This window comes from Thalassococcus sp. BH17M4-6, assembly GCF_049323015.1.
In the GTDB taxonomy this organism is placed as follows: Bacteria; Pseudomonadota; Alphaproteobacteria; order Rhodobacterales; family Rhodobacteraceae; genus Puniceibacterium.
This window is the reverse complement of sequence record NZ_JBMPGU010000014.1, coordinates 1-18,433: the sequence shown is the minus strand read 5'-3', so window position 1 is coordinate 18,433 and position 18,433 is coordinate 1. Positions and strand designations below refer to the sequence as shown.

17 protein-coding genes and 1 tRNA gene are annotated in these 18,433 nt (G+C 64.4%); 9 read left to right on the top strand and 9 right to left on the bottom strand.

What is annotated here, in order from left to right:
• The first annotated feature begins 261 nt into the window (after nucleotides 1-261).
• From urtA to selD, 6 genes are all read left to right on the top strand, one after another.
• Complete coding sequence (gene urtA, locus ACOXXX_RS17510) at nucleotides 262-1,548, top strand: urea ABC transporter substrate-binding protein (protein ID WP_422827899.1); 1,287 nt, start codon at nucleotides 262-264, stop codon at nucleotides 1,546-1,548.
• 74 nt (nucleotides 1,549-1,622) lie between these two features.
• Entirely contained in the window at nucleotides 1,623-3,584 is a 1,962-nt protein-coding gene (gene urtB, locus ACOXXX_RS17505; RefSeq protein WP_422827898.1) for an urea ABC transporter permease subunit UrtB, read from the top strand.
• Nucleotides 3,585-3,717: 133 nt separating this feature from the next.
• Nucleotides 3,718-4,968, top strand: a complete 1,251-nt coding sequence (gene urtC / locus ACOXXX_RS17500) for an urea ABC transporter permease subunit UrtC (RefSeq protein WP_422827897.1) — start codon at nucleotides 3,718-3,720, stop codon at nucleotides 4,966-4,968.
• Nucleotides 4,965-5,705, top strand: coding sequence for an urea ABC transporter ATP-binding protein UrtD (gene urtD, locus ACOXXX_RS17495; protein WP_422827896.1), 741 nt, complete (start codon nucleotides 4,965-4,967; stop codon nucleotides 5,703-5,705). The genes urtC and urtD overlap by 4 nt, the downstream gene beginning before the upstream one ends.
• 4 nt (nucleotides 5,706-5,709) lie before the next feature.
• Nucleotides 5,710-6,405, top strand: coding sequence for an urea ABC transporter ATP-binding subunit UrtE (gene urtE / locus ACOXXX_RS17490; protein WP_422827895.1), 696 nt, complete (start codon nucleotides 5,710-5,712; stop codon nucleotides 6,403-6,405).
• Nucleotides 6,406-6,523: 118 nt separating this feature from the next.
• On the top strand, nucleotides 6,524-8,683 hold the full coding sequence (gene selD / locus ACOXXX_RS17485) for a selenide, water dikinase SelD (RefSeq protein WP_422827894.1): 2,160 nt from the start codon (nucleotides 6,524-6,526) through the stop codon (nucleotides 8,681-8,683).
• Here the strand turns inward: selD and mnmH are convergent.
• The gene (gene mnmH / locus ACOXXX_RS17480; RefSeq protein ID WP_422827893.1) at nucleotides 8,665-9,723 is read right to left on the bottom strand and encodes a tRNA 2-selenouridine(34) synthase MnmH; all 1,059 of its coding nucleotides are present in this window, start codon (nucleotides 9,721-9,723) and stop codon (nucleotides 8,665-8,667) included. The two genes, selD and mnmH, sit on opposite strands and share 19 nt — an antisense overlap.
• A gap of 174 nt (nucleotides 9,724-9,897) precedes the next feature.
• On the opposite strand from mnmH, the gene ACOXXX_RS17475 reads away from it, so the two are divergent.
• Nucleotides 9,898-9,972: transfer RNA gene (locus ACOXXX_RS17475), tRNA-Phe, on the top strand.
• 41 nt (nucleotides 9,973-10,013) lie between these two features.
• Here the strand turns inward: ACOXXX_RS17475 and ACOXXX_RS17470 are convergent.
• From ACOXXX_RS17470 to ACOXXX_RS17440, 7 genes are all read right to left on the bottom strand, one after another.
• Nucleotides 10,014-11,105 (bottom strand): site-specific integrase, encoded by a 1,092-nt coding sequence (locus ACOXXX_RS17470; RefSeq protein ID WP_422827892.1) that lies wholly within the window; start codon nucleotides 11,103-11,105, stop codon nucleotides 10,014-10,016.
• A complete protein-coding gene (locus ACOXXX_RS17465) occupies nucleotides 11,105-11,341 on the bottom strand; it encodes a hypothetical protein (RefSeq protein WP_422827891.1) in 237 nt (78 codons plus the stop codon). Before ACOXXX_RS17465 ends, ACOXXX_RS17470 begins: the two co-directional genes overlap by 1 nt.
• A gap of 3 nt (nucleotides 11,342-11,344) precedes the next feature.
• Nucleotides 11,345-11,560, bottom strand: a complete 216-nt coding sequence (locus ACOXXX_RS17460; RefSeq protein WP_422827890.1) for a phage head-tail joining protein — start codon at nucleotides 11,558-11,560, stop codon at nucleotides 11,345-11,347.
• Nucleotides 11,560-13,278, bottom strand: coding sequence for a prohead protease/major capsid protein fusion protein (locus ACOXXX_RS17455; RefSeq protein WP_422827889.1), 1,719 nt, complete (start codon nucleotides 13,276-13,278; stop codon nucleotides 11,560-11,562). The genes ACOXXX_RS17460 and ACOXXX_RS17455 overlap by 1 nt, the downstream gene beginning before the upstream one ends.
• Nucleotides 13,279-13,322: 44 nt before the next feature.
• A complete protein-coding gene (locus ACOXXX_RS17450; protein WP_422827888.1) occupies nucleotides 13,323-14,654 on the bottom strand; it encodes a phage portal protein in 1,332 nt (443 codons plus the stop codon).
• A complete protein-coding gene (locus ACOXXX_RS17445) occupies nucleotides 14,651-15,172 on the bottom strand; it encodes a hypothetical protein (RefSeq protein ID WP_422827887.1) in 522 nt (173 codons plus the stop codon). The genes ACOXXX_RS17450 and ACOXXX_RS17445 overlap by 4 nt, the downstream gene beginning before the upstream one ends.
• A gap of 172 nt (nucleotides 15,173-15,344) precedes the next feature.
• A complete protein-coding gene (locus ACOXXX_RS17440; protein WP_422827886.1) occupies nucleotides 15,345-15,764 on the bottom strand; it encodes a hypothetical protein in 420 nt (139 codons plus the stop codon).
• Between the two features lie 404 nt (nucleotides 15,765-16,168).
• Here ACOXXX_RS17440 and ACOXXX_RS17435 point away from each other — a divergent pair, with 404 nt between their 5' ends.
• Nucleotides 16,169-16,573: a type II toxin-antitoxin system PemK/MazF family toxin gene (locus ACOXXX_RS17435; protein WP_422827885.1), complete on the top strand. Its 405-nt coding sequence runs from the start codon at nucleotides 16,169-16,171 to the stop codon at nucleotides 16,571-16,573.
• A gap of 280 nt (nucleotides 16,574-16,853) precedes the next feature.
• On the opposite strand, the gene ACOXXX_RS17430 is transcribed toward ACOXXX_RS17435, so the two are convergent.
• Nucleotides 16,854-17,291, bottom strand: coding sequence for a terminase gpA endonuclease subunit (locus ACOXXX_RS17430; RefSeq protein WP_422827884.1), 438 nt, complete (start codon nucleotides 17,289-17,291; stop codon nucleotides 16,854-16,856).
• On the opposite strand from ACOXXX_RS17430, the gene ACOXXX_RS17425 reads away from it, so the two are divergent.
• A protein-coding gene (locus ACOXXX_RS17425) for an IS3 family transposase (protein ID WP_422824954.1) occupies nucleotides 17,273-18,399 on the top strand; the annotation gives its coding sequence in 2 pieces (ribosomal slippage) (nucleotides 17,273-17,537 and nucleotides 17,537-18,399; 1,128 coding nt in all). The genes ACOXXX_RS17430 and ACOXXX_RS17425 overlap by 19 nt on opposite strands.
• Nucleotides 18,400-18,433 lie beyond the last annotated feature (34 nt).

Below are 18,433 nucleotides of genomic sequence, written 5' to 3'. Positions count from 1 at the left end.
ACTGCCCATTAAAGCGGCATTCCGGCCAACTCGGCGACTTTGACGGTTTGCCACCCGTGGCAGCGCCCGGATCGCTGGCTAACGGTAAGGCGTCTTTTCAAACGGACAAGAGGACGGTCGTGCAAGGGCCGCAACCTGGCAGTTTCAAGCCCCTGCACGACGGCAACGAAAACGCTGCGACGCGTGACTTAGCAGGTCATCCGCAGGGGGCAACCCCAAGGGCCCGCTGACCGCCGTCGCGCCACATGGGATGGAACCTACATGACCTCTAAGATTTCACTGACGGGCCTTGCCGCCGCAACCTTGCTGGCGGGCACCGGCGCTGCCATGGCCCAGGACTGCCCGATTAAGGTCGGCGTGCTGCATTCGCTCTCGGGCACGATGGCGATTTCGGAAACCACGCTGAAGGACACCATGGAGATGCTGGTGGCCAAGCAGAACGAAGCCGGCGGCGTGCTGGGCTGCGAGCTTGAGGCCGTCGTGGTCGATCCGGCCTCCGACTGGCCGCTTTTTGCAGAAAAGGCGCGCGAGCTGCTGACCGTGCACGAGGTTGACGTGATCTTTGGCAACTGGACCAGCGTGAGCCGCAAATCCGTGCTGCCGGTGATCGAGGAACTGAACGGTCTGCTGTTCTACCCGGTGCAGTACGAGGGCGAAGAAAGCTCCAAGAACGTCTTCTACACCGGCGCCGCGCCGAACCAGCAGGCGATCCCGGCCACCGACTATTTCCTGGATGAACTGGGCGTCGAAAAGTTCGCGCTGCTGGGCACCGACTATGTCTATCCCCGCACCACCAACAACATCCTTGAAAGCTATCTCAAGGACAAGGGCATTGCCGAGGAAGATATCTTCGTCAACTACACCCCCTTCGGCCATTCCGACTGGGCAACCATCGTCGCGGATGTCGTGGCCCTGGGCGCCGACGGCAAGCAGGTCGGCGTGATCTCGACCATCAACGGCGACGCCAACATCGGTTTCTACAAGGAACTGGCCGCCGCCGGAGTTTCGGCGGATGACATTCCGGTCGTCGCCTTCTCGGTCGGCGAAGAGGAACTGTCGGGCCTCGACACTTCGAACCTGGTCGGCCACCTGGCGGCCTGGAACTACTTCATGTCCGCCGACACGCCTGAAAACGCCGAATTCATCGCCGCCTGGCACGAATTCATCGGCGACACCGACCGCGTGACCAACGACCCGATGGAAGCCCACTACATCGGCTTCAACATGTGGGTGAATGCGGTCGAAGCGGCCGGCACCGCCGATGTCGACGCCGTGCGTGACGCGATGTACGGCCAGACCTTCCCGAACCTCACCGGCGGCACCGCCGAGATGCTGGTGAACCACCACCTCAGCAAGCCGGTGCTGATCGGCGAGATCCGCGCAGACGGTCAGTTCGACATCATCAGCCAGACCGATCCGGTGCCCGGCGATGCCTGGACCGACTTCCTGCCGGAATCCGCCGTGCTCAAGTCCGATTGGAAAGAGCTGGGCTGCGGCATGTACAACACCGAAACCGAGACCTGCGTTCAGTTGACCTCCAACTACTGAGACGCACCTCGCGGGCGCGCGCCTCCCTCGCGCGCCCGCACATGCCCTGTCCTCCCATATTCAGGCCCTTGCCCATGCTCCGCGCGCTTCTCATCGTTCTGGCGCTCTGCTTTGTCCTGCCCGGTGCCGGTGCACAGGCCCAGCAGGCCAATGCCGCCGACCTGCAGTCCATTCTGCAGCGCCACGCCGATGAGGTCGCAAGCCCCGGGCGGCGGACGGTCGGCGTGGTCATCGACGATCTGGTCGCCTCGGGCCTGCCCGGCGTGTCGGAGTTTCTCGAACGCTGGCAGAACAAGGGCGTTTTTCAACGCGCCAGCGACGGTCTGTTCTTCTATGCCGAACCCGACGGTGACGGCTACGCGCTCACCGATATCTCCACCCTCGAACCCGCAGGCACCGCGCCCGACATGACCGAGGTGCGGCCCAACGGCGGCGTGCGCCGGGTGCTGGGCGCTGCCCTTGTGCAGTTCCAGCTTTCCGATCCGGATCGCGAGCGCCGCGTCGCCGCGCTCGATGCCATTGAACGCAGCCCCGATGCCGACCAGATCGAACCGCTGACCCAATCGATAGACACCGAACCCGACGCCGCCCTCAAGCGCCGGAAGGAACGGCTGGCGGGCAACCTCGCCGCGCGCTTCGCCGACACGACCGAGGAACGCGTGGCCGCGATCAACCGGCTGTCGTCGGAGCTCGACGTGGAAACCCGGTCGGTGCTGAACCTGATCCTTGCAAGCACCGCCCGCGCCGCCCCCACCCTGCCCGAGGATGCCAATATCGCCCGTGTCCTCACCCCCGGCACCGACATCACCGAGGCCGAGGCCTACGACAGGCTCGTCGCCGCCGACCTCGCCCCGCCCGCCGCCACCTCCGACCAGATCAAGGCGCTGCTCACCCGCAACATCACGGATGGCCGCGTTGGCGGCGTGCCGGTCGGGCAGCTCAACACCGAAGAGGCCCGCGCCCGCGCCTATGCCGCGCTGATCGAGGATGTGGACACGGATGTGCCCGCGCTGGTGACGGACGACACCCGCGCCGCCGCCCTCTCCAACCACGTCTTCTTCGAGGAATATTCCGAGCCCGACCCGGCCGTCACCGACGCCGCCCGCGCCGCCCTTGACGAGGTCGAGGCCCGCGTGGCCCGCAACCAGATGCTCGACATCTCGCTGGACGCGCTCAGCCTCGCCTCGATCTACTTCCTCGCCGCCATCGGCCTGGCCGTGACCTTCGGCGTGATGGGCGTGATCAACATGGCGCATGGCGAATTCATCATGATGGGCGCCTATACCGGCTACGTGGTGCAGCAATTCGTGCCCGATTACACCGCGTCGCTGATCGTCGCCCTGCCGCTGGCCTTCCTCGTGACCTTCGCGGCGGGCGTCGCGATGGAACGGCTGGTGATCCGCCACCTCTATCACCGTCCGCTGGAAACCCTGCTGGCGACCTTCGGCATCTCCATCGCGCTGCAGCAGCTGGCCAAGAACATCTTTGGCACGCAGGCGCGCCCGCTGACCTCGCCCGGCTGGCTTGATGGCGCATGGGTCATCAACGACGTGGTACAGATCGCCAACATCCGCATCGCCATCTTCGTGCTGGCTCTGCTGTTTCTGGGCCTGATCCTCTTCATCCTGAACAAGACCCGGCTCGGGCTCGAGGTGCGCGCCGTTACGCAGAACCCCGGAATGGCCGCGTCCATGGGCATCAACCCCGACCGCATCAACATGCTGACCTTCGGCATGGGATCCGGCATCGCCGGGATCGCGGGCGTGGCCATCGGCCTTTACGCCAAGGTCACGTCGGAAATGGGCGCCGACTACATCGTGCAAAGCTTCATGACCGTGGTCGTGGGCGGCGTCGGCAACGTCTGGGGCACGCTCGCAGGCGCCACGCTGATCGGCGGGCTGCAGAAAGGCATCGAATGGTTCAACCCGTCAAACACGCTGGCCGCCCAGACCTACATGATCCTCTTCATCATCCTCTTCATCCAGTTCCGCCCCAAGGGCATCGTCGCCCTCAAGGGCCGCGCGGCAGGGGATTGACCATGGCACATCAGCGCACCCCCATCCCGCTTGCGACCACCCCCCCATTTCTCCGGTTTCAAAAAACCTCGGGGGAGTCGCGGCCTGCCGCGACGGGGGCAGAGCCCCCGACATGCGCCGACGGAGGCCAGTCATGAGCCAAGGTTTCCTCTCGAAAAATCCCTCCGTCCTGTGGTTCCTCGTCTGTCTCGGGCTCTTCACCCTGGTCGTGACCGTGATGGCCGAAACCACCGGAATCGGGCTTCTGTCGACGTCCTTCATCAAGACCCTCGGCAAAACCCTGTGCCTATGCCTGATCGCCGTGGCGATGGACGTGGTCTGGGGCTATTGCGGCATCCTCTCCCTGGGCCATTTCGCCTTTTTCGGCATCGGCGGCTATGCGATCGGCATGTGGCTGATGTATGCGCGCACGGAAATCATCGTGACCGAAAGCCTCGCCGCCGCCGCGCTCCCCGCCACCCCGGCCGAGATCGAGAACGCCATCGGCACGCAGATCTTCGGCGTGGTGGGCAGTTCCGACTTCCCCGCCCTCTGGGCCTTTTCCGACAGCCTTTTCCTGCAATTGCTGATGGTCGTCCTGGTGCCCGGGCTTCTGGCGCTGGTCTTCGGCTGGCTGGCCTTTCGCAGCCGTGTCACCGGCGTCTACCTGTCGATCCTGACGCAGGCGATGACGCTGGCGCTGTCGCTCTATCTCTTCCAGAACGACTCGGGCCTGCGCGGCAACAACGGGCTTTCGGGCCTGCAGAACCTGCCGGGATACGAGGACACCTCTCAGGCGGTGATCTCCATCGCCTTCTTCTGGGCCTCGGCGCTCGCCCTGGGCCTCGGCTACGTGCTTTTCGCCTGGGTCGTCTCGGGCAAGATGGGCAGCGTGATCCGCGGTGTCCGCGACAATGAATCCCGCGTGCGCTTTCTTGGCTACCACGTGGAAAGCTACAAGCTCTTCGTCTTCACCCTCACGGCCATCGTATCGGGGATCGCGGGCGCGCTCTACTATCCGCAGGCGGGCATCATCAACCCGGCGGAAATCGCCCCCATCGCCTCCATCTATCTCGCCGTCTGGGTCGCCATCGGGGGGCGCGGCAGGCTTTACGGCGCGGTCATCGGCGCGGCGTTCGTGTCGCTGCTGTCGTCGTGGTTCACGGGCGGCGGCGCGCCGTCCATTCCGCTGGGGGTCTACACGATCAACTGGACCGACTGGTGGCTGGTGCTGCTGGGCGTCAGCTTTGTCCTTGTCACGCTCTTCGCGCCCAAGGGGATCGGCGGTCTATTTGATTACATCACCATCAACCGCGCCCCCTGGCGGGTCGGCGATTATGGTCCGGACAAGGGCGCGCTGCGCCGCGAGGAGGGCCAGCAAGGGCCCGAGGAGCGGCGCCCATGAAAACCCTGCTCGAACTCTCCGGCGTCACCGTGTCCTTCGACGGCTTCCGCGCCATCAACAACCTCTCCTTCCAGATCGGAGAGCCGGAACTGCGCGCCATCATCGGCCCCAACGGCGCGGGCAAGACCACCTTCATGGACATCATCACCGGCAAGACCCGCCCGGACGAGGGCCGCATTCTCTACGGCGAAAAATCCATGTCGCTGCTGAAAATGTCCGAAAGCCAGATCGCCCGCGCGGGCATCGGACGCAAGTTCCAGAAACCCACCGTGTTCGAGGCGCAGACCGTGCGCGAAAACCTCGCCATGGCACTCGCCAACCCGCGCGGGCCCTTCGACGTTCTCTTCTACCGCAAGACCGCCCAGGGCGCCGCCCGGATCGAAGAGCTTGCCGATGAAATCGGCCTGACCCAGGATCTGCCCCGCCCCTCGGGAGAGCTCAGCCACGGCCAGAAGCAATGGCTGGAAATCGGCATGCTTCTCGCGCAGGATCCGCGGCTTCTGCTGGTCGACGAGCCCGCCGCCGGGATGACCCCGGCCGAGCGGGCGCACACCACCGACCTGCTCAAACGCGCCGCGAAAACCCGTGCCGTGGTGGTGGTCGAACACGACATGGAATTCGTCCGCCGCCTCGATTGCCGGGTCACCGTGCTGCACGAAGGCTCGGTGCTGGCCGAAGGATCTCTGGACCATGTGACCAAGAATCAGGACGTCATCGACGTCTATCTGGGAAGGTAGCCCCATGCTGAGCGTCGAGAACCTGACCCTGCACTATGGCCAGAGCCAGATTCTGCACGGCCTGTCGCTTGAGGCGCATCCCGGCCAGGTGACGGCCGTGATGGGCACCAACGGGGTCGGCAAGACCTCCCTGCTCAAGGCGATTGCCGGGCGGCACCCCTATTCGGGCGGCACGATCACGCTCGACGGCGCGCCGCTCGACCATCTCAACGCCTACCAAGCCGCCCGCGCGGGCATCGCCTATGTGCCGCAAGGGCGCGAGGTCTTTCCGCTGATGACGGTGATGGAGAACCTCACCACCGGCTTTGCCTGTCTGCCCAAGTCCGAAAGGCACATCCCCGACCATATCTGGGAGCTGTTTCCGATCCTCAAGGACTTCACCCACCGGCGCGGCGGCGATCTGTCCGGCGGGCAGCAGCAGCAATTGGCCATCGCCCGCGCGCTCATCTCGCGCCCGCGCGTGCTGCTGCTGGACGAACCCACCGAAGGCATCCAGCCCAACATCATCCAGCAGATCGGCCGCGTCATCGCCCGGCTGCGCGATCAGGGCGACATGGCGATCATCCTGGTCGAGCAGTATTTCGATTTCACCTGGGGCCTTGCCGACAGCTTTGTCGCCGTGACCCGGGGCGAGGTATCGCTTTCGGGCACCGCGGGCGAGGTCGACCGCGACGACCTGCTGGCCAAGGTTTCGATCTGACCCTCGGGTCTGTCCTGCGCGTCGGGTGGATTTACAACCCACCGTGACCCTGCGCTTGGGCCCAAGACAGCCGCGCCGTGCCGTGCTAAGCCGCTCTGGCACGACCCGGAGCCTGCCCATGCATCAGTCCCCCCTGCCGATCACCCGCGATCTTGTCCTGATCGGCGGCGGGCACACCCACGCGCTGGTGCTGCGCAAATGGGGCATGGACCCCTTGCCGGGCGCGCGTGTCACGCTGATCAACCCCGGCCCCACCGCGCCCTATTCCGGCATGTTGCCCGGCCATATCGCCGGGCACTACAGCCGCGAGGCGCTGGATATCGACCTCTTTCAGCTGGCGCGCTTCGCAGGCGCGCGGATCGTGAACGGCGCCGCCCAAGGCATCGACCTGCAGGCCCGCAGCGTGCACGTGCCGGGCCGCCCCCCCCTGGGGTTCGACGCGCTGTCGGTTGACATCGGCATCACCAGCGCCATGCCCGACCTGCCCGGCTTTGCCGCGCATGGGGTGCCGGCCAAACCGCTGGGCCCCTTCGCCACCGCCTGGGCCGATTATCGCGACGGCACCGGCCCGGCATCCGTGGCTGTCCTGGGCGGCGGGGTCGCGGGGGCGGAAATCGCGATGGCCATGGCCTTTGCACTGCGCGAACGCGGCCGCCCCGCGCAGGTGCATCTGGTCGATCGCAGCCGCGTCCTCCCGGGCCTCGCGCCCGCCTCAACCCGCCGTTTGCGCGCGGCGATGCAGGCTTTGGGGGTCGAGGTGCACGAGCACACCGCGGTGGCCGGGGTCACCACCGAGGGTCTGACGCTCGAGGATGGCAGCACGATCGACGCGGCTTTCGTGACCGGCGCGGCGGGGGCGCGTCCCTACGGCTGGCTGCAGGACACCGGACTGGACCTGCACGACGGGTTCATCACCGTGGACAGCCGATTGCGCAGCTCCGACCGGGGAATCTTTGCCGTCGGCGACTGCGCGCATCTGGCGTTCGATCCGCGTCCCAAGGCCGGGGTCTACGCCGTGCGCGAGGCGCCGGTGCTTTACGACAACCTGCGCGCCACACTGGCGGGCACCGGCCTGCGGCCCTACCGCCCGCAAAAGGACTACCTCAAGCTCATTTCGCTGGGCGGCAAATCGGCGCTGGCCGAACGCTTCGGCCTGCCGCTTTCCGGTGGGCTCATGTGGCGCTGGAAGGACCGGATCGACCAGGCCTTCATGGACCGCTTCCGCGACCTGCCCACCATGCCCCAGCCGAATCTGCCCTGGCCCCGGACCAAGGGCGTGCGCGCGGAGCAAGGCCCGAAACCCATGTGCGGCGGCTGCGGCGCCAAGATCGGTCGCGGCGTCCTGACCGAGGTGCTGGCCGCCCTGCCCGGCCCCATGCGCGAAGATGTCCGCCCCCTGCCCGGCGACGATGCGGCTCTCCTGCTCACCGGCGGGGCGCGGCAGGTGCTGACCACCGACCACTTGCGCGCGATGATCGCCGATCCGGTGCTGATGACCCGCATCGCCGCCCAGCACGCGCTGGGGGACATCTGGGCCATGGGCGCACGGCCGCAGGCCGCCACCGCCAACCTGGTGCTTCCGCGCCTCTCTGACCCGCTGACCCGGCGGACCCTGGCCGAGATCATGCGGACCGCGCACGAGGTCATGCGCGACGCGGGCGCCGAGATCGTCGGCGGTCACAGCTCGGTCGGGGACGAGCTGACCATCGGCTTCAGCCTGACCGGCATCTGCGAGAACGCGCCGATCACGCTGTCGGGCGCGCAGCCCGGCGATGCGCTGATCCTGACCAAACCCTTGGGCGGCGGCGTGATCATGGCCGCCGACATGGCCGGGCGCGCGCCCGGCGCATGCGTGGCCCAGGCCCTGGAACAGATGGTGCAATCACAGCGCGGCGCCGCTGAAATCCTGAGCGGTGCGCACGCCATGACCGACATCACCGGCTTCGGCCTCGCCGGGCATCTTGAAGGGATGTGCGCCGCCTCGGGCTGTGGCGCGCGTGTCAGCCTGCGCCACCTGCCGCTTCTCCCCGGCGCGCTGGTGCTATCAAAACAGAGCGTCCGCTCTTCCCTCTTCGACCGCAACCGCGCCGTCGGCGTGATCGCGCCCGACACCCCGCTGGCCGATCTGGTCTTCGACCCCCAGACCTCGGGCGGGCTGCTGGCCGCCGTGCCCGCAACGGCGGCAGAGGCGCTGCTGGATCAGCTCTTGTCCGCAGGCTACGACGCCGCCCGCATTGGCGAGGTCACCGATGAGGCGGGTCAGATCACCTTCGACTGAAGCGCCGCCTCGATCTCTGCCGCGGCCGCGTCCAGCGCGCTGTCGTCCAGCCGTTCCGTCCGCACCACGGCCCGCACATCGGGCGCCGTCGCGCGCTTGGACTTGTCATAGGCCGGATCATAATGCTGCGCCGCCAGCGCCACCGTCAACGCCTGATGATCGCCCGCCGCGATCAGATCGGACCAATGCGCAACCACCTCGCGCCCGCGGTGCGGAATGAGGAACGACAGCTTTTCGCGCAGCCTGTCGCCGTCGGCCAGCACATCCGCGTAGGCCTCGGCCAGATAGGCCGCGCGGGCCTCTAGCGGCGCGGAAATCTCGATCCAGGGCGCGTCCTTCATCGCGGACCACAGCGACGGCGGCAGGATTCGCGCACCGATCTTGCTCGATTCCGCCTCGACCAGCACCGGCCGGGCCGGGTCGAGCCCCTGAAACGCTTGCACCAGCCGCGTCTCGAACGCCTTCTGACTGGGTTGCCCGCCCGGCATGCCGCCCAGCAGCGACCCGCGATGCTGCGCCGCGCCCTCCAGGTCCACGACCTGCACTCCGCGTGCCTTGAGCCGTGGCAAGAGCGCCGTCTTCGCGGTGCCGGTATAGCCGCCCAGCTGCACCAGCCGGTAAGGCAGCGGATCATCGTAAAGCGCCCGCGTCACCAGCCTGCGATAGCTCTTGTAGCCGCCCTGAACCGTCTCGGCCCGCCAGCCGATCTGGCCCAGCATCCAGGCAAAGGACCCCGAGCGCTGCCCGCCGCGCCAGCAATAAACCAATGGCCGCCAGCCGCCGTCATGATGCGCGAGCGGCCCCTCGATATGCGTGGCCGCATTGCGAAAGACCAGGGCCGCGCCGATCTTGCGCGCCCGGAACGGGCTGTCCTGCTTGTAGATCGTACCGACCCGGGCACGCTCGTCGTTGTCGAGCACCGGCAGGCTGATCGCGCCGGGAACGTGATCCTCGGCAAATTCCGCCGGGCTGCGCACGTCGATCACGTCGTCAAAGCCGTGGTCGAGAAACCCGGCGATATCGTTGAATTCCTGCACCATCCAAACGGCTTACCCCGCGCGCGCACCCGGCGAAAGCAGGTTTGTCGACCTCGACGCTGAGGCACGCCCCGACCGGTGCGTAAACACATCGCCTTTTTGCGCATTCCCCTCTGGACAAAGGGTCCGCGCCTCGCCTAGAAGGCCTTCACCCGAACGGCCCGCCCGTTCACCCGTGCCCGGGTAGCTCAGGGGTAGAGCAGTGGATTGAAAATCCTCGTGTCGGTGGTTCGATTCCGCCCCCGGGCACCATTCAAACGCTTGATCCTGCTCGATTTTCATTCTTGAGCCTTTCAGGGTTTGACGGTTTTCTTAAATGGTTTGACAACTTTTGATCGGCGTTCGTTCTCCTTTTCCAGCGTTTCCATCGTGATCCGGTTGCGATCCGCAAGGTTGGCGGACCGGGAATAGTGGCGGGCCATCGACGGCGTTTTCTGCCCCAGCAGGTCCGCAATCTGACGTTCCTCTAGCCCCGCCTCGCGTAGCGTCGTTGCCACGGTGTGTCGCAGCCCCTTGAGGGTCAGGCCGGGTTGCACAACGCCCTCAGCTTCCAGCTTCTTCTTGAAGCGGTGCCAGACCGTCGAAAAGCCGTTGTACGTCCAGGGCTTCCCGGTGGACGTGGCAAGGATCGTCACCGCGTCGTGGGCCGGTGCAGCGTCCAGAGCCGCTTGCAATGTCGGGCCGATAGGAATGGCGACCTCGTGGCCCGTCTTGCCCCGGACGCCCCAGATCGTGTTGCCGTCGATCTCGCGACGGGTCAGCTTGAGCGCGTCGGACGGATCAAGGCCGGTGTTCATAATCAGGGCGACCGCCACCCGGACGTGGGGCGCGGCCCGATCCAGCACAACCACGCGTTCCTCGACCGCCCAGGGTCGGTTGGCATAAGGCCGATCCTTCGGGCGCGGCTTGGGAATGACGCCCGCCGCATAGTCCCGGTCGATCAGGCCGCGCGGAATGGCATAGCGGAAAACTTGGCTCAGGAAGGTGCGGACCATGTTTGCCCGCCGCCAGCCGATCTTGCCCGCCGCCTTGTCATGGATGCCAGACACAAGGGGCGTGGTGATCGCGGAAACGGGCGTGTCTCGGATCGGGTGCAGGAAGTCAGCGCATTTGCGATAATCCCGCTTGGTGGCGTCCGCCAGATTGCCAAAGTGCTCAGTCTGGAAATAGGCATTGACCAGCCCGCCAAGCGTTCCCGGCTTGGGGGCTTGCGACTTCCTCGCTTCGGCAATGGCCGCAATGCGGGCGCATTCCGCGAAAAATTTAGCTGATCCCAACGGGGTCTCTTCCAGGTCGATCTTGTGGCCCGTGGCGCGATGGTAGCAGCGCGGTTTCCCGTGCCGGTCATCGAATATCTTGAAGCCCTTTACCCTGATCCGCGTCATCACAGTTTGCCCAGAATGGCGTCTTGCGTGGCCATCTCCGACCCTTCCTTCATCGCATCTATCCACTTGTCCAAGTCACGCTTGTCCCAAAGGACCGTGCCGGGGCGCATCTCGACCGGCTGGACCGGGCATGATGCCTTGAAATGCTTAACAGGCAGACCGGTATAGTTGGCCGCCTCACCCTGATTCAGCATTCGTTTATCGACGACACTTATGTTCAGGTTGGCGGCGGCCATCGGTCACAATCCTTTTGAAGCGCCGAAGCGGATGGTTGAAGGGCGCCCGCCGCTCGCGGCGCGCAAGCGGGTGTCCAGGTCGGCAATCGCCGCCGCCATTTCGGCGTCGGACCCATAGCGGACCCGCTCGCCGTTCATTTGCAGCTCGCGGGCGCCCTTTGCGCGCGCCCTGATGAGGGCGTCGCGCATCGTTTCAAGCTCGGTGGCGCTGATAGCCATCAGGCACCTGCGTTCCGATACCAGCCGCGGAAGTCGGTCCAGCCGCATCCGAAGTCGAGCCGGACCTTCATCTGGACCCCGTCGACCTCGAAGCCTTGGCGGGTCTCGATCTGCGGGCCAGGCGCGCCTTCGAGGTAGGCGTATTCCAGGCCGTCGATGGTGGCCGGATCGGCGGCGACGTACCAGGCGCCGGTGTCCGTCAGGCGCGGTTCAACCGCCAGCATCAAAGTGCCGAACGGGTTCACATCGTCGCTCTTCGTCGCGTTGATCTCCGTCAGCAGCTGTTCGGCCAGGGTTTCCAGTTCGGGCGGCACCACCACCGCGTAGGGTTTGGCGTCGATGGGCTGACCGCCCAGACCCTTCTGGCGCCGCATCGCGGTACGGGCGGCAGTCAGTGTCGTGATGCTAAGGGCTGCACCACTGGCCGCCAGATTGCCGTGATCGGCGTGGAACACCGGATTGCCGTCGCTCATCGCCGGGTTCTCGACCAGCTTTGCGACCAGCTGGCCCGCTTCGAAGGCGCGGGCGGCGTTGCCCAGCTTGGCGGGGATCTGGGTGAAGGCGCCCAGGTCGTCGTTGATCAGCGCATGGCGGGAAATCGAGAAAATCCGCCCGAAGGTCTCGACACTGTACGTCTCGGCGGATTCGTCGATGGTCCCGTACTGGAATTCGCCGCCTTGGGGTACTTTTTTCAATTCGGGGCCTTCACCGAATTGCAGGGCGCGCTTGGCGCGGAAATCCCGTGCCGTGGTCTGGCGGGCCAGCATGCGGACCCCGGATGGTGCCGCCTGATAGGCCCGGCGCAATTCGCGGCTCACCGTATCGCCTAGGATCAGCGGGAAATCGGACGTGGTGTGCAGCGCCCGGGTGATCACCGTGTCGGCGGTCATTCCGGTGTAGCTGATACCGGAGCGCCGCAGACAGTCGCGGGCCAGGTCGATGGTGGTCATGTTGGCGTATGGCCGCGCCGCTTCGCTCAGTTCGTGATCGTGGTGCGACCTGGCGAACAGCGCCTCACCGGCCCGCATGGCGATCTCGGCCGGGTCTGTGTGGTCGGCCGTGATCGTGGCGCGGGTGCTGCGGGTCGTGGTCTGGGCGCTGCGGGTGCGCATCGCCTCGAAGGCGGCGGTGCGGGCCTCTTCGGCGCTGGCGTCCGCGTCGATCTGCTGATCGGCCCAGCTGCGGGTCAGCCCTGCCGTCTCGGCAATGCTGCGGATTTCGCGGTTGGTGTCCGCCCGCGTGGCGGTCGGGGTCTGCGGCGGGGTATCCACCGTCTGCACTTCGGGTTCCATGCTCGATGCTCCGTTTCGGAAGTGTGCGCCCCGATCAGCCGGGACAGGGACAATGGAAGCCTCTCGGGGCGTCCATTGGATTGCGGTGCGGACACGTCCGCTGCTTTCGCGGGTTTCCTGCCATTTCTGCACCGTGTAGCCGATGGAAATACCCCGCAGGGTGCCTTCCTCGATGTCGGAAAGGACCGACGCGGCGGCGGCGTTGCTCCGGAATTTCATCCGCACCCAGAGGCCCTCTGGGCGTATCTCTGCCGCTTCGATAACGCCCAGCTGGTCGCGGGTGGATGCGCTGCGATGCGCATCCAGCACCGGCGCGCCGATCAGCTGGGATAGATCGGCGCCTGAAAGGTCCAGGCGCTCGATGAAGCCCGCGCGCGGGGTATCGGCCCCGGTCGACACAATGGCCTCAACCGTACGGGATGCCATATCGACCGTTGTGGGCCGGGGGGTCAGATTTCGAATGTGGATTGTCATGCGACGGCGCCTCCGTTTGCCCGCCTGGCGTCTCGGGCGATCTCTTCGTTCAGATCGTCAATGTCCCTGCCCCGGCCCGCGACCACCTCTTCCCGGCTCTTCAGTCCGGTCTCGATCGCGCGGGCATCGGCTTCGACCTCGTTTTTCGGGTCCACCCATTGCCAACCGGGCGGGACGAAGCGGACGCCCCGATAATCGTCCAGGGCTGCGCCGGTGGCGTCGATCTCGCCCGCCAGCGCCCGCAGGTCGATCCAGCGGCGCCAGAGCGGGCGGAGCAACTGCCCCTCGATCAGCTGGCGTTGAAGCATCTCGGCGCGGCGGCGGAATTCCAGAAGCCCGACGCGGGCGGAGCTGTAGTTGGTCTGCGTCAGATCGCCGGTCAGGGCCTCGAATGTCAGACCGACGCCCGCCGCGATTTCCCTGTCTTGGGCGCGAAGGAAATCAGCCGCCTGGGTCAATCCCTGGCCGGGATGGGAAAAGGTCACGTCTGCACCTGGGGGCAGGATGCGCATGGCGCCCGGCTCAAGCGCCACGTTGATCGCACTGCCTTCCTCCTGGCCCTCGAAACCCGCAAAGCTTCCGTCCGGATCGCGGACATAGCCGGTGATCAGGCTGGCGGTTTTCAGCTGCATCAACAGGGCGTCGGATGCCTCGTCCCTGTCGCGGAGCTTCAGAAGGACCGGCGCGAACCAGGACAGACCGCGCACCTGCCCGGGAAAGATCGGGTCGAAGATGTGCAGAACGTCGCGGGCCGGAACCCGGATCGCGGCGCCGTAGGTCACGAAGGGGGTTCCCGGCGCTTCGGGCAGGATGTGGTAAGCGACGATTTCGTCCTCGGCGTCGAATTCGACCCCGGCGACGATCCGGGCACCGCCGCCTAGATCGCGGGACAGCGACGGGTCCACCTGTTCGGAAGGGATCGGCTTCAATTTGATCTCGCCGCTTGCGGTGATCTGGATGCGCAGGAAGGCTTCGCCGTCGCGGACCAGGGCGCGGGCCGCGATTGCCATCTGCGGCGCTGTAAGGGCCTCGAAGGCATCATTCAGACTGCGCGCGATGGCGGCATTGGGGTGCTGCGACCGGGTTTGCCAGCCCTTTCCGATCAGCGCGGACACCCATGTTTCGGTGATCCGGTGAGCGTGAGGATTGTTGAGCGTCAGCGCCGCAGCCCGGGTCTGCGCCGGGCCTCGGGCGGCTAAGGTCGAGTTCGGGCAGTGGGCGATCACCTGGGCGCCCTGCCAGCGCCGCCCGCCGCCTGCGGCCTCGATGCCCGACCGTTTGCGGAAGGGCGCGGCGATGCGGTCGAAGATGCCGAAGGGAAAGCTCATGAGCTTGCCTCGCTCTCGCTTTGCACTTCAGCAATCGCCTTAATGGTTGAGAGCAAGATCGTGCGAAGGTTCACTGCCGTAAAAACGGGCGCCGACGAAAATGACTCCTTCAGCCGAAGATTGATTGCTGCGGTAATTTCATCGGGGCTGCTATAAATCTCGCCCATCCAGTCTCCATTTTCGTCACGCCAGAAAACGAGCATTCGATCACGCGTGAAGGTCGAGAGACTGAAATAAGGCACACCCGCTTCGTCTTCCTGCCATTCGTCCATGATCGCTTTAGAAGCCAGCAGCATGCCGAGCGTTGCAACATCGTCGTCTTGAGTTGCGCGTTTGATCCGCGCATGCGTTGAGATGATAATGGTCTCGAAGTCAGTAAATCGCTTCCAGCCGCGCGGGCGATCGAAGCTGAAGACGCCTTGTTTCAAGCGCGTGCGGATGGTTTCCCGCGGGTCGCCCGCGACGCGTGCCACTTCTCCGACAAGCATCGGGCGGCAGCGAAAAACGTCATTAATCATAGCGGGCGACCTAAAGCGGTTTTCAGGAACCACTTCTGCTCAAGCCAAAAAACGGTTTCTCGCAACCATTTTTACATCAGCAGTTTTGAAGTTCAGCTGCGACCTGGCCCGCTCGATCCGCGCGGCGATCTCTCCGTCGGTTGCACCGGCCCGCCAGATCGATAGCACCAAGCTACCAGCGCGCTCTCGGATCGCCGTCCAACCCGACCAGCCCAAGCGCGTTGCGCAACAGGGCGGGATGGTCAGCGGACGAGGCACCGAACTCAGTAAAACACAGGAACTGCAAGACAAAATCCTCGGCAACGCGTGGTTGAGCCGCCATGATCTCGTCCTCAAGTATGTAAAGCATTTCGCATTCGGCGACGATTTCGTCATCGCTCAAGGTTGACGGTAGCGAATCCACTCTTTCGCGCTCTTCAAGCCATTGCTCAAAAATTCGTTGAAGGCGCAGAGAGCCCGTTGTCGGCGCCTCTTTTGGATCAGCGCTAAGGTAATCAGCCGAACTATCGTCAGCTCCCAAAAAGCTAGGCGCGGCGCAGGCTGCGGCGGGAAGCGCGCCCAAGACGGCGCGGCGGGTCGTGGTGTTGATCATCGGTTTTCTCACAGTTTGGCTTCTTAAGGCCGTGCCAGCGTCGGGCTGGCGCCGGGGTGTTAAGAACCTGCTGTGAGACAGGCACGACGTATTCCGCTTGCGCGTCTTGTGTTCCGCCGTCACCCCGACATAAGCTGTCGGAGCGCGGCACCGCCAAGCGCCGTCGCAGTTTCGCCGCCCTACGCGCCAACGTAGGAAACCCCTATCAGGTGTTGCGGCTATCACAGTCCGGGTTCTTAAGCCCACGGACACCCTGCCTTCAATGCGAGAATCGGTCAATCCCCCTAGGGGGAACGGCGATTTAGGGTTGTGTTAATAAAAAACTACTAAATGCACGTTCCAAAAATTACTTATCCACACGTTACGGTAGTCGCACCTACTGCTTGTGGTATAGGGTGCGCGTCATGCCAATTCGATTCCATCCAGGCCGGGGCGCAGTCCTTCGTTGCAACTACTCAACAGGCGGCTTTATGCCTCCTGAAATGGTTAAGGTTCGCCCAGCGGTAGTCCTGTGCGAAAGACCTCGCCGCAACAAGGGACTGCTGACTGTAGTTCCGCTCAGTACAACTGCGCCAACTCCGCAGATGGATTATCATTGCAAGGTGAGTGTAGAGGACTTGCCTGGCTTTCCGGTGGCCGAATGTTGGGTCAAGGCAGATATGATCGCGACGGTTGCCTTTCACCGTTTGGACATGTTCCGCCTTGGCCGTTGCAAAGAAACCGGTAAGCGTCAGTATATGAAAAAGTTTTTGTCACCCGAAGACCTTGAGAAGGTTCAAGAGTGCGTACGCGTGGCACTAGGACTGTAAGAAAAAGCCTTGCCTCGATCTCTGGGTTAATTGACATTTAACTGATCCGCCCACATATTGTGCCTTGATAGCTCGTGTTCTGCACTGAGCCTCAAGACCACATATGGCGGCCCTGTCGCACGAAACCAAGAGCGGCAGGGCCTCGGTCTTCACAATACAAAGAGCTTACCGATTTTGACACGCGCCGCGATCGTCCGCTGATCCGCGCGCTCTGGGGGTTTGTCCACTCGCCCAGTGACGGGGGTGCTTTGCGACGGTTCGCCGGGGCGCCCTCCCGATCTCATCTTTCCATCCAGCTCGATTTCAGCACCGGCCCGGCCTTCGCCCTGGGCGCGTCCTGTGTCGCCAGCTCCTGCCGCCGGGCATCCCAATCGGGCCGGATTATCTGCCGCGCCGCCATGGCATACACCAGGCAATCGAGGGCTTCGGCGCGCCGTCCTGGGATACGCTCGAAGCTGCGCACGGGCTGGCCGCGCCGATAGCGCAGCACGGCGCGTTCGCTAGCCACCTGTTCATGCCAGACGCGGGGCAGATCGCTGGACAGGCGGATTGACCCGCCGCGCGCCAGCCGGGCAAATATCTGCCCCTTGGCGGTGTCTACCCCGACAATCCAGAGCCGAGCGCCGGTCTTTGTCTTTGACCCTGGTCCTCCCCCACTGAAGTGGTCCTCCGCTATGTTTAGGAAAACGGAGGAAACACATGGCCAACAAGCGACCAAAGCCCGAGGAGATTGTCACGAAATTACGGCAAGTTGAGGTTCTGACGGGGCAAGGTCTGCCGCGACTGGATGCGATCCGGCAGATTGGCGTGACTGAACAGACCTACTACCGGTGGAAGAAGAAGTACGGTGGAATGGGCACAGACCAGTTGAAGGAATTGAAGCGGCTTCAGAAAGAGAACGAGCGGCTGCGCAAAGCTGTTTCCGATCTGACGTTGGACAAGCTGATCCTTGCAGAGGCCGCAAAGGGAAACTTCTAAGCCCCGCTCGTCGCCGTGCTTGCATTGATCGCGTTCGTGCCGAGCTGAATGTCTCGGAACGCCGCGCCTGCCGGGTACTGCGACAGCACCGATCCACACAGCGCAGGGTGCCAGTTGGCCGCCGGGATGAAGAACGATTGGTGGCCGACATGATCGAACTGACCCGGCAGTATGGCCGATACGGCTATCGTCGGATCGCTGCGCTGCTGAGAGACGCTGGCTGGCATGTGAACGATAAGCGGGTCGAAAGGCTGTGGCGACGAGAGGGGCTGAAAGTGCCAATGAAACAACCGAAGAAAGGGAGGCTCTGGCTCAATGACGGATCGTGTGTCCGGCTTCGGCCGGAACGGCGCGATCATGTCTGGAGCTATGACTTCGTGCATTGCCGCACCGAAGATGGAAAGGCGTTCCGCACGCTCAACATCATCGATGAATACAGCCGAGAATGTTTGGCCATCCGTGTGGATCGCAAGCTGAACTCGGGCAAGGTCATCGACACCTTGAGCGACCTGTTCATCCTGCGCGGCATCCCGTCGTTCATTCGGTCTGACAATGGCCCGGAGTTCGTTGCTCAGGCCGTGCGGGACTGGATCGAGGCTGTCGGAGCAAAGACCGCTTACATCGAACCCGGGTCGCCTTGGGAGAACGGATATTGTGAAGGCTTCAATGCCCGGTTCCGGGATGAGTTCTTGAACGGCGAAATCTTCTACAGCCTACGCGAGGCGCAAATATTGATCGAAGAATGGAGGAAGCACTACAACACGAAACGCCCACATAGTGCTCTGGGCTACCGCCCGCCAGCGCCAGAAGCCATCGTTCAGATGGACCAAAGGCCAGTCATGCACTAACAATCAGATCGGACCACTCAACTGGGGCTGATCA